General features: G+C 37.3%; 8 protein-coding genes. All 8 read right to left on the bottom strand.

Translation table 11 applies throughout. The features are described 5' to 3' along the window. Positions 1–3,737, bottom strand: a 3,737-nt coding sequence (locus BVC88_RS20925; protein WP_139316619.1) for an FG-GAP-like repeat-containing protein, incomplete at its 3' end; no start/stop codon positions are given. Between the two features lie 70 nt (positions 3,738–3,807). Next, positions 3,808–4,566, bottom strand: coding sequence for a glycosyltransferase family 2 protein (locus BVC88_RS20920; protein ID WP_075352688.1), 759 nt, complete (start codon positions 4,564–4,566; stop codon positions 3,808–3,810). Positions 4,567–4,813: 247 nt separating this feature from the next. Next, positions 4,814–6,106: a phenylacetate--CoA ligase family protein gene (locus BVC88_RS20915; protein WP_075352687.1), complete on the bottom strand. Its 1,293-nt coding sequence runs from the start codon at positions 6,104–6,106 to the stop codon at positions 4,814–4,816. 4 nt (positions 6,107–6,110) lie between these two features. Next, positions 6,111–7,130, bottom strand: a complete 1,020-nt coding sequence (locus BVC88_RS20910; RefSeq protein ID WP_075352686.1) for a glycosyltransferase family 4 protein — start codon at positions 7,128–7,130, stop codon at positions 6,111–6,113. A 9-nt stretch (positions 7,131–7,139) separates the two neighbouring features. After that, complete coding sequence (locus BVC88_RS20905; protein ID WP_075352685.1) at positions 7,140–8,555, bottom strand: O-antigen ligase family protein; 1,416 nt, start codon at positions 8,553–8,555, stop codon at positions 7,140–7,142. Beyond that, positions 8,552–9,628, bottom strand: coding sequence for a glycosyltransferase (locus BVC88_RS20900; RefSeq protein WP_075352684.1), 1,077 nt, complete (start codon positions 9,626–9,628; stop codon positions 8,552–8,554). The genes BVC88_RS20905 and BVC88_RS20900 overlap by 4 nt, the downstream gene beginning before the upstream one ends. After that, the gene (locus BVC88_RS20895) at positions 9,625–10,737 is read right to left on the bottom strand and encodes a glycosyltransferase family 4 protein (RefSeq protein ID WP_075352683.1); all 1,113 of its coding nucleotides are present in this window, start codon (positions 10,735–10,737) and stop codon (positions 9,625–9,627) included. Before BVC88_RS20895 ends, BVC88_RS20900 begins: the two co-directional genes overlap by 4 nt. Continuing rightward, the gene (locus tag BVC88_RS20890; RefSeq protein ID WP_075352682.1) at positions 10,734–11,876 is read right to left on the bottom strand and encodes a glycosyltransferase family 4 protein; all 1,143 of its coding nucleotides are present in this window, start codon (positions 11,874–11,876) and stop codon (positions 10,734–10,736) included. Before BVC88_RS20890 ends, BVC88_RS20895 begins: the two co-directional genes overlap by 4 nt.

The following is an 11,876-nucleotide window of genomic DNA, read 5'->3' as shown; positions in this document are numbered from 1 at the left end:
AATTCAATGGAACCGTTATCCAGAATACCACAGGTGGTCTCCACAGCGATGACATTCGAGACTAAAAATTCACTTGGCTCCGTAATCGTATAGGTTCCCGTTTCAAAAGTACAACCTGTAGTTGTGTTGCTGATTCTTACCAGATAGTCATCTGCAACCAAACCGCTGAAGAGGCCATCTGTACGAGTTTCTACAGGAGAATTATTTGATATCCGAATCAACTGATAACTGAATGGACCTACGCCAACAGGTGTTCCGATCACTTCCAAAGTTCCGTCGTTCCCTCCGAAACAACTTACATTCGAGGGAATAAAATCAGCTTCAGGATTGGGATTGACAGTGATATCAATTGGGAAATCTAAATCACAACTTCCTCCTCCTCTTGCTTCTAGGGTAAAAGTATAATCCGCTGGAGCTATGTTTTCCAAAGTCAGGGTCGGAGGATTTATCCCTGACCCGGGGGTAATAGTATAAGTCCCTCCACCAAAATTACCACTTAGCCCGCTCAGCGTTGTTCCCCCAGAAATCCAATTGTAAACTACCGAAGGATCCAAAGTCCCTGCTTCTACTATTGAAGTGGTGATAGTTATCTGATCATTCTCACAGTATGCAGGGTTTGCACTTAATAAAATATCCGGAGCAGGAATCGTTCCCACTGTCTCCAGTTCTGTGACAGGGCATCCGTTTGCATCTGTAAACACCAACTCATAATTTCCAGCCTCCAGGCCAGTGAAGGTATAAGTAGATCCAGAAATACCAGGAACAAAGCCTGTCAAAAGGTTTCCACCTCTTGAGATACTCGTAAACACATAAGGAGCAGTTCCTCCTGAAAGTGTCAATTCAATGGAGCCGTTATCCAGAATACCACAGGTGGTTGACTCATTGCTTATGTTTTGGACAATGAATGGATTTGGCTGAATTATTTCTATTGGCGGTGAAAGACCCGAACAGCTTGTGTTTGCCTCATTAAAATAGGCTATCGAGTAAATTCCTATAGGCAAATTATCAAAAAGGATATCACCCACTAAAGCAGAAGAAACCGGAGAATATCCTGAAACTGGATTTTGATTTTCATCCAGTAAAGTATAGTTAATTCCTGGTTCCAAATCTGTACTAAGCAATAAAATCTGACCGGAAGACTCTCCAAAACACCCAACATCATTTTTATCAAATGCAGGAGAAGGAGTAAGCGAAACCTCAACACTAAATTCTGTGACAGTCTCTATTAAATCACAACCAACAAAATCAAATACAAAAGAAAAATCCCCTGGAGGTAAATTGTTAATAATTAACTCCTCATTGGCATTTATTTCATAGGTAACTCCAGGCAAATTTGGATCTGTAGCTCCATCAATAATCTCAAAGTCCGGAAAGCCTGCCAAATTAACTCGTTGCCATTTCTTCTCAGGATTTACAGCAAGGGAATTTGAACTAACTGGGGTAAGAATCAATTGATTTCCCGGCGCACAAAGGACATCCGAGGAAGAAGCAATTGTATAAGTAGGTAAATCTACAACGGGGATTGCGATAGAGGTGTTATTATTATAATTACACTCTAACAATCGATCAGGAGAATCAACTGTACCAGTATTATTGGCTATAATAACTAACCTAAATACTCCGGTAGCAGGGATTAAATTACTGGTTATAACTTCATCAAATTGAACCCAGCCATCGGCCTGTGTGATAATTTGACCCGCATCTATTATTGCATTTAAAAAAGTTAAAGTACCGTCAGCTTCCTCCTTATAAAAGGAGATTTTCATATCCGCAGGAATATCTTGCGCAGTAAAATTATTTCTGATATTAAAACTTATTTCTAAGACAGTTGGATCGCAAGTTCTTCTGGCGAATAAACTTGAATTATCTATCTCAACATCAAAAGCGGGGATATTGGCAGTTCTACAACCGCTGTCATTATAAAAAGTACCTTGAACTAAAAAGGAGTTAAGAGGCTGAGCATTTGGAGGAAAACACCCATTTACCGGATCTAAATTTGGGAAAAGGTCAATTGCCCTGATCGCATGATTAAGCTGATTTTGGGGTACAGACAAATCTCCAAGAATGTTCACATTGAAATATCCATATTGATTCCAAATGGGTCTAGCCGGCGCCCAAGGGTCTGAAGCTGTTTCATATACAGTTAAATAAGCTCCAGGGTTAAGAGGGAAGTCTCCGATGGGAAAAGTCTCCGAGTCAGTTACCACTATTTCGGCTTGACCGTCACCATCTAAATCTGCAACAATCGCACCCTCTCCTGCTGTTGCAGAATAAACGGGAAATGTTGCTAAATCTCCACCTGTAACTCCATTTATGATTCTTAGCTCACGTTCATCACGATACACCAGCTCTTGATTACCATCCTGATTAAAATCAAACATGGTAATCAGGGTATATCCAGATCTATCATTAGTGACTTGAGGATAACCTGGTCTTATTTGTAGTATAGGGCTACCGTTATACTCAAACATGGTGAGATACTTATGAGAGGTTACCCCAATTTCAGGTGCCAAGTCCCCATCAATATCTCCAATAAATGCTACCCCTGTACCTGCTTCATATTGATTATCCAAAGGTGAAGAAAGTGGGGAATCAGGAATTGTATTTGAGGCGATTAATACAGGATTGTTTGCTAAATCGACAGTCCATGCATAAACTGTTCTAGAGTTGGCGACAGTCCGCTGTCTGGCAGTTGTAACCACAACGTCCAATCGTCCATCATTATTAATATCCGCTATAGAGGTAAATCCATCTCTTGCTGCACTTCCATTGACATTAAAACCTGCATTGATTGGCGTCATGGACCAAGTCCCAGCTGTGTTTGTAACGTTATATACTGTATTTCCAGCAGCCAACTCTAAACCAGGGCTATTGGTAATATCAGCAGCGACAGTTAATGAAATTGAACCGCCATGCATATCATATCCAATGGTTTTCACTTGAGAAACCCCTTGTCCAAAATTGCCTCCATCTGCTAACTTGGCACCAGAAGTCGCATCAAAGATTTCATTGAAAATGTAAACCTCAGGCGTACCGTTTTGATCAAAGTCTGCTATACCGGGAGCTCCACCGGATGAATATTGATAAGGGCCAATAACACCAGCGCCCGCAAAATTAGTCCCGAATGGGACATTTTGACCATAGGTATCCGAAGACACCCATCGCTCAATAAAAACTCCACCACTGAATTCATAAGCGACCAATCTACTCTTATAAGCTGCAGTTGGCTCAGAGCTTGAAGCTGCAACAATTACCAACGGATTGGTAAATCCTGGAACTCTTGCTATTAGAAATGGATTTGGTCCCTCCAGATTTATAAAAAATGGAGTAGTCAATACAGAGGTTTGGGCTAAATTCGAGCCATCATAATTATAAACAACAATATTTTTTGTTTTATATATGAGCTCACTTCCAGTGGTTAAATTTGCAGGCCATGTATTCCCCGGATTTTGAAGAATCAATACCTCTGGATTTCCATCTCCAGTGATATCCCCAACAATAGGAGTTCCAAACGAAGCTGCATTTTTATTTAATGACTGAGCTGTTTTCTGAATTGAAAAATCCCTGGTTAGTTCAGGTTCAAAAACACAATCCAGAGTTGGGAAGTTGATATAATCGTCTATAAAACCACCTCCATTTAGCGGAGCGGCTGGTCTAAAAACATTCACAATCAGTATTGCAAAGCTTTCAAAAAAGACCAATGTGAAAATAAGAAGAAATATCTTTTTTAAAGTCATCTAGCTTGAACTCCCCTTCTTTTAATATTCACAAAAATAACGCCAACCACAAAATCAGATTTCACGACTCTTAAGTGTAATATTTAATAAACCCATTTATGGCCCAATAGCCAGTATAATAAACTGATTTGACTAAACTGAATTTCTGCGTTTCCTTCAAGAATAAGACATGTTTTGTAATTAAGGACAGCTTATTGCTTGTTGCAGACCCTTTCCTCAATCGGTATTCGGCTATGGGCTCTTTGATCCCGTATGCCTTGACCCCAGATTTCAGAATTTTAAGCCACAATCCATAGTCTTGTTTTCTTCGATGTGGCGGCATCATAAATTTACCGATCTTATCTAAGTCCAACATTACAGTTGAGGTAAATATCTCCGTTTTTTTCAGGAGAAACTCATAATCTATGGGTTCCTCAGTTACGATTTTCGGTCTTTTTATAAGGTTGTTTTTTTCGTCAATAAACTCGTAGGAGCCAAAAGAAAATGAATAGTCATTACCCAGCATAAAATTCACCTGGGTTTCTAGCTTATAAGGCTTCCACCTATCATCACTATCCAGAAAACATAAATACTTTCCTTTCGCAAAATCGATCCCTGAATTCCTCGTTATTCCCGAGCCTTTATTCTCCGAGTTTCTGAGCAATTTGAAACGGGAATCTTTCTTTGAAAAGCGTTCTACTATACTCACTGAGGAGTCAGTTGAGCAATCATCAATCAAAATCATTTCCCAATTTTGATAGGTTTGAGATAAAACTGAATTTAAACAATCTTCCAAATACAATTCCGTATTGAAAATCGGGGTAACTATTGAAATAAGTGGTTTTTCCATTTGGATCACAAGTTGTGACTTTTTAGAATTAAAGAGGTAAAAAAAACAAAAATATGCTTAATCGAATTGAAGGCCTTGGTTTTATTTACTTTTCAGGACAATACATAAGTTAATGGGGATGTGAGCGGTGTGGGAAGACAAAAAAATCCCTATTCAGGGGTAGGCTCAGGTATAAGTGGGGGATTTTGATTTACTAGCCTAAAAACGGCCTTTACAAACTCAATACTAGATCGGTTTGAACAAAAAATCAGGATATATAAGAAATAAAATCGCGCAATTTCCCCTTCTCCATTCTAAAGGAAGAAACCTGTTCAAATTCTATTTTAATATCATCCTTAAAGTAAATTTTAGCTTGTTCTAAAATCAAATCTTCTTTTTTGGAATCCAACTTTTCTAAAAATCGAATTATCAGCTTTCCTTTTTCACTTTGAGTAGCCTGATAATCTATAGCCAAGCCTTTTTCGAAATAAATGTTTTTGAAAATATAGTATAGCGTCAAAGATGGATATTGCTTCTTAAATCCAACTATTATCTTTCCAACTCTACCTGTTACTTCATTGATAATCTTATGGCTCCTACCGCAAGCACATTTAAAGTTATCATCTGCTAATTTTATAGAGTCACCTAATCGATATCTAATTACTGGAAAGGAATAGGAAAGCATATTGGTGATGAGGATTTCTCCATTTTCATCCTGTTCTACATATACTCCCTCTTCTGTGATGTGCATATTCCCTTCCGGACATTCAAAAGCGATGATTCCAGCTTCTGCCGCTCCATATTCACTGATTATTTTTCTGCCAAAAGCCTTCTTGACAACCTCCTGATAGTGAGGGAAAATTTTTTCCGATGTCCCTTTGATCATTTTTAGGTTGGGCAGGGAATGGGGTTGATCCAATCCAAGTTTTGCCATTTCATAAATCATGGAGCTATACCCCTCTATGAAAACGGCATTTTTCAGCTTACTGCGCAAACTTTTTAAGGATGTTTCACTGTAATCAAACATTCGATTACGGTTTACAAAAAAATCTAATACTCTTAATTTTAGCTTTTTCTTCCAGTTGGAATTATACCCCCAAAAATAAATATTAAAGTCCCAAGGATTAACCCCGAACCAAGAGTATCCTCGCATTTGAGCTGCCCGATTGAAACTATCCCAATTTTCATCTCTCTTAAAAGTCAAAACTTTCCCACTGGTTCCAGAACTCTCACAATAGAAGACTTTGTCAAAAAACTCCTCTTCAACCTGGATTTTTTCATTATTCTGAACCAACTCCTCTTTACCTATTGGAGTAATTTTTTTAAAGTTTTCAATAGAAAAATCCTCTGCCGGGTTGAAATCTACCCTTTTCATTCGCTCAGCATTCCACGGAGAATTAGTGTAAGCAAAGATTAAAAAGCGCTGTAAGCTTTCAAGCTGTAGCAAATCCAGCTCTTTTCTATCAGAAAAATCCGTACTCAATAAATCATTAAAATGCTTATAAAGACTTGGGTTTCTTTTTTTTGCACCACTTTTATATAGTATCTCTCTCCAATTCATAGATTCATTTAAGAATTTCTTGCCACTTACTCCTCACTGCTGATTCCCAATCCATAGATTGAGCCTTTTGCCTTGCGTTTATTCGGAGCATTTTTCGGTGTTCTGCATCATTCACCAACTTTGCAATAAAACTAGATGCAGTACTCCAGTCTTCAGATGGGAATAAATAGCCTTCCTGTCCATGAGTGACCAAAAATGGGATACCACCAACATCTGTAGAAATTATTGGTAACCCTAAAGCCATCGCTTCAATCACACTTACTGGCATGTTATCCACCCTGGTAGTATTTAAAAACAGATCAGCTTTTTTGGCTAATTCTTTCCATTCAGCCGGTTGTAGTTTCCCATAAAGATTAACAGATTGATGAAGATCGTATTTAGAGATCAAATCTTTCACGCTTTCTCTGGACCCATCTTTATCTGGTCCCACCATCGACAACTCCACCTCAATTTTGAAATTATGCTTCAAATGGTTGACTATTTCAATAGCCAATTCAGGGTTATAGATTGATTGAAAAGCCCTTAACCAGAAAACATGAAGTTTGCCCTCATTAGGCTTCTCCGGGATAAAATCATACTGTTTTAAATCAATTGCATTGGGTACAATATGAACCTTGATGTCAAAGTTTGACTCAATGACTTTTTTGAGGTATTCAGAAGGAGCAACCACGTACTTGGCTTCCTTGAGGTATTTAGAAACTAAGTTTGTGCTTGACTGAATTCTGGATTCAAACTGTCCTCCATGGATTATTGGTGTATATGGAATATTTAAGCTCTTGCATAATCGACCTGATGTCCAGGCAAAGTGAAAAGCCGATGTAGAATAGGTATCAATTAAAACGTTTTTTGCTTTTTTTCTATTACTCCATATTATCCACCACATATGAAAAATTCTCATAATGGGATTCTTCATATCAGATGCAGAAACTACCGTATCAAACTCTTTCAGTCTTTCACCTAATGTTTCTACAGTGGTCGGATTCTTCCCGTATTTGGACAATTTATTCCCTAAGAATATAATCATATTACGACTCTAGGCTTCTAATTTGGTTTTTTTAGGCTTAATTTCTGGAAGGATTACAGCAGTTGCCATTGCTAAAAGTAAAGGAGAAAGAAATGTCCTTGTCGCCGCATGAAAAGTAGTGTAAACTGAGAGGATAGCGAAGCTGACGATTAACCCCTTAGAAATGGGATCTTTAATTTTCTTCAAATTGAGATAAAAAACTGAAAATATGGAGACAATTATGAAAATTGAAAAAAGCCCATGTTCGGCAATTAAACGAGATAATTCTACGTGTGCCACTACTCCATTATGAGAAGATCTGAGGTACTTTGATGCTGCTGCTCCAACTCCAAAGACAGGATTTTCCTCATAGAGTTCGATATCTGCCATAAAGATTTCGTATCGGTTAGTTGTGAGTTGGTTCAGATCTTTGTCTTTAGTTCCTGCCAAGGTACCTGCAGTCTCTCCCATATACCTGAGAAAAAGATTTCCGTCTGTTAAAATATTGGTAGTAATGGCGCTGATCGCAATAACCAAGATAATTGGAATGATAAACTTGACCGGATTGCCTAACTTCAATTCAACCCTTTTATTTCTTGGTAATTTATATAGATAAAAAAGTATGACAGCGATACTAATTGCGGTACCAATCATCCCTCCTCTGGAAAATGTCAACAAACCTTGAACTAGAAATGCAAAAAAGAAAAACAAATCCACTACTTGACTACCGGTAATTCTAAACTTCAGGAGTAATGCTACTCCAAAAATAAAAGCCCCTAAACCTAATACAGTTGCCACTTGGTTGGAACCAAAATTTCCGGCAGATTGAAAATTGGCACCAAGTACAAATTCAATTTCGTCTAGATCCGGGGTTCTTATATAAGTAGAAACAAGAATAGCAATACAAGGAAATGCAATGGGCTTCAGCCAATTGACGAATTTTTTCAAATCAATTTTCAGGGTATTAAAAAATAGAATACCTACACAGATATTTATTAATCCGAAAACATTAAAAACTATATCCTGAAAAGTAACCATCCCACTCATATCAATGAAGAAAGAAGGGATTATAAAAAGGATTCCCAAAATCACTATAGTGTTATGAAGGTTGTTTTTATCCTTGAAATTAACTGAGAAGCCTACAAGGCAAAGTACTAAGAACAGGTATTTACCAAGCTCATAGGGAATAAACGGACTCGCCGAAACCATCCTTCCTAAAAGTTCGAATGAGCAAATGTAGATGATCAGATTTGCAATAAAGAGACCTCTGGATTCGGGTTTGATTTTTAAGAAAGCAATGCAAGAATCAATCAGAACCCAATAAAACCATATAATTAAAAAAAATCTTGAAAATGTGGCTGCACCTCCTAAAAGAACATGAAAAACTGTCCAAGGGAGAGCGTTTTTTTTAATAGTTAAAGAGGTAATAATATTCCCGATCATCATGCGATGCTTTGAATAAAGGATTTGTAGGAACTAATAAATAGACTTTCACCAAAGTTCTCCTCGACAAAGGATTTGAACGCAAAATTTTGGCTGATTTTTGCTTTTTCAAAGGCCTTCAGCAAAGCATTAGCAAACAATTCAGGTGATTTAGGAGGTACAAGCTCTCCATACTTCCCATTATCTAAAACTTTTCTGATCTGTCCAACATCGGTGGATACTATTTGAAGTTGAGCCAAACCATATTCGAGTAAACTAACTGGTAAACCTTCGGAAGTGGAAGATAACACGCCGATATCTGAGTCCATCAAAAAGTCTTCTACTTTATCGCTTGGTCCAAGATGTAGTATATGAGACATTAAATTGAATTCTTCTAAGGCCTTTTTCACTTCCAGAAAATAGCTGTCATTGGAATGTAACCCTACAAAATAAATCTTAAAATCAATTTCCGGATTTCGTTTTTTAATAAGGTTTAGGGCATTAATGAAAGTCAAATGGTCTTTTTGAGGGCGGAAATTAGCTAAATGCAAAATCTTTAATTCTCCTTCAGTTTTTCTTTCTGAAGAATTGATTGCTAAGTACGGGAAGTTATTAAGAAGTATTATTGAGTTTTTTTTCAGATTAAGATTTTGTTGATTCCAAATTCTTAACTGGTCATTGACAACAATTACAGCATCAATCCATTTTGAAACTTTAATCAAAACGGAACGATCTCCATCTTTTAAGAATTCAGATTTACCGAAATGATCATGGAAAATTAAAACAAAATCAACTTTAGTAATAAGCTTTGCTAATACCGCCCAATAAATGGAAGATGAATGAGCGTGTACCACAGTTGGCTTAAAGTCCTTTATACTTTTTACTAATCTCCTGAAAGCCAAAAGGTCAAAAAAATTCTTTTTATTAAGAAAGAATAAATTATTCGGATTCTCGATTTGGTTTTGCAAACCGCCACCTTTTCTGGAGACTAGCAATTTATTAGGAATACCTTCCTTGGACAATACGTTTGAAATATTCACTGCCATTCGTTCCGTACCTCCAACACTTAAGGTGTCAACTAATTGCAGAACTTTCATAGTAATTTTTGTATTTCTTCCTCGAAATACTCAAGCGTATATTTTCTTGACCAACTGGAAGCTTTTTCTGAAATTTCAGTAAAGTTAGATTCAGATTTGAATAAGTCAGAAATTATTTGAGCCGGATCAGAGTTCTCATCGATCAAAAAACCTCTTTCCCCAAAGTTGAGCATTTGTGGGACACAACTTACAGGGGTGGTAATAGGAACACAACCCCAAAACATTGCCTCTGCAACCGCTTTTGGCCATCCCTCGGACTTTGAAACAAAAACTAAGAAATGTGCTTTTTGCAGTATTTCTTTCACTTTAGAAGCTTCAACATTGCCCCAAAGCTTAAGACCGTCAGTTAGATCATCTTTCTTTGCCAGAGCTCTAATAACATCTAATTCAGGGCCTTTTCCCAGGAAATCCAGAAATACCACAAAACCGTTTTTCCGTAGTTTTCTATATACTTGATATGCAGTTTGAGGGGATTTGTTTTCTGTCATCGAACCTACAAAAACAAGATTAATTCCTTTGGAGAGCGGTTCCTTTTTTATGGGGATAATATCGCTTTCTGAATAGGTTGCCGTGAAAAATGGTAAAATATTTGAGCTTTGGCCTTCCCATTCACCGTAGGCTAAAACCTTCATTTTATGCGTCAGAAATCTGGAATTTAATATCTTTTGTTGCAATTTATAAGACCAAGGTTTCCTAGCCTTTGGATCCCAATTTCCTGCATACTTTGCCGTCTTACTTTTCCAAGGCAGGAGAATTTGAATAAGGCAAGCAAGTAAGCCCATATTTCCAGGGCATCTTAAGTGTAGATGATCGGCTCTCAAGCTATAGAAAAATCCTTTTGATAGAATTACTAAGCAGGCCCAAACAGCGTTTGGCGCATCCTTGAGGCTTTTTATCTGAAATGAAGGAACTTTTATGAAACGGACTTTTTGATGCTGATAGGCTAAATCTATTGGATCAGGATTTTCCTCTTTACTCAATGGAGCCAAAATCCATAATTCAGATACATGTTTGCCCCAAATGTTCATTTCTTTTACATAGGGTCCGTATCCAAAAAACTTACCGTCACATTTGGTATGGATGACATGTGAATAGACCAGGAATCTCAAGAGGCGATTGATCTATAATAGTCAATGTTTTTCTTTACCAAGACTTTCACATCAAACCTTTCCAAAACATCCTTTCGTGCATTTCTCCCCAGCTCTAAAGCCTTTTCTTTATTTGCCAACAAATCTATAACATGATTTGCAATGTCATCCGGATCATAACAATCGGCCAAAAGTCCAGTTTCTCCATGCTTTACCACTTCAGGACCTGGCCCGGATATACTCCCCACAAATGCTTTTGCAGATGCCAAAACTTCCAACCAAGCTAAAGGTAAAGCCTCCATATGTGAAGGATAAACGCAAATCTCAGAAGAGGCAATTTTTTCAGGAATCTTTACCAGATCCACTGGCCCAGTGATTGTGATATGATCTTTTGATTCAGGGGTGATAAAAGTCTTTAGATATTCTGTGAAAGAGATATCTGAGTTTGGATCAATCCACTCTCTACCTACAATTTCCAATTGTGCATCAGGAAAAGCTTGCAAAATTTTGGGCATTGCCATCACCAATTGTCTCACTCCTTTTTTCTCACAAATAGTCCCCACAAATAGTAATTTGTTTTTCACTACTGCTTTTGGGTCCGCAGGTTTAAAAAGGTCAACATCAATCGGGTTTGGAATTATATGTATTGAGATATCACCTAATTTCAAAAGGTCTCTGGTTGATTCAGCGGTGTACTTACTTACAGAGATGACATGGTCGGCTTTTTTAAAGCTTAATTTCTCCTGTATGGATTTCCATGGATTGGTCTTCTTATTCTCTGCATTTGAAAAAAAATGATGACCGCCATTCATTCGAATCAAATATTTAACTTCTGGAATTTTATTTACAAAAGCTAGCGCGAGTTCGGTTCCTTCTACTATAGAAATCGGGTCTTTTTGATGTATTTCAGCAATTTTTTGATTAATACTTTTGGCTCTGTTATACCAGATTAATCCCTTCAGATTATGTTTTTTTGTTCTGTATATATTGATTCCATGTAAATTCTCATATTCTTCGACATTGATATAGTTTGTACCAACTATTGAAACTTTAATGTCAAATTTCACCAATTCAAGGCTAAGGTTTCTTATAAAAGTACCTACACCTCCATGAGCTATTCCTGGTTTCGGAAATTCATTTGTGAGAAAACAAATGTGCAT

Source organism: Algoriphagus marinus (genome assembly GCF_001936475.1).
Classification (GTDB): domain Bacteria; phylum Bacteroidota; class Bacteroidia; order Cytophagales; family Cyclobacteriaceae; genus Algoriphagus; species Algoriphagus marinus.
The sequence above is the reverse complement of the archived record's forward strand: the minus strand, read 5'-3'. Positions and strand labels throughout refer to the sequence as shown.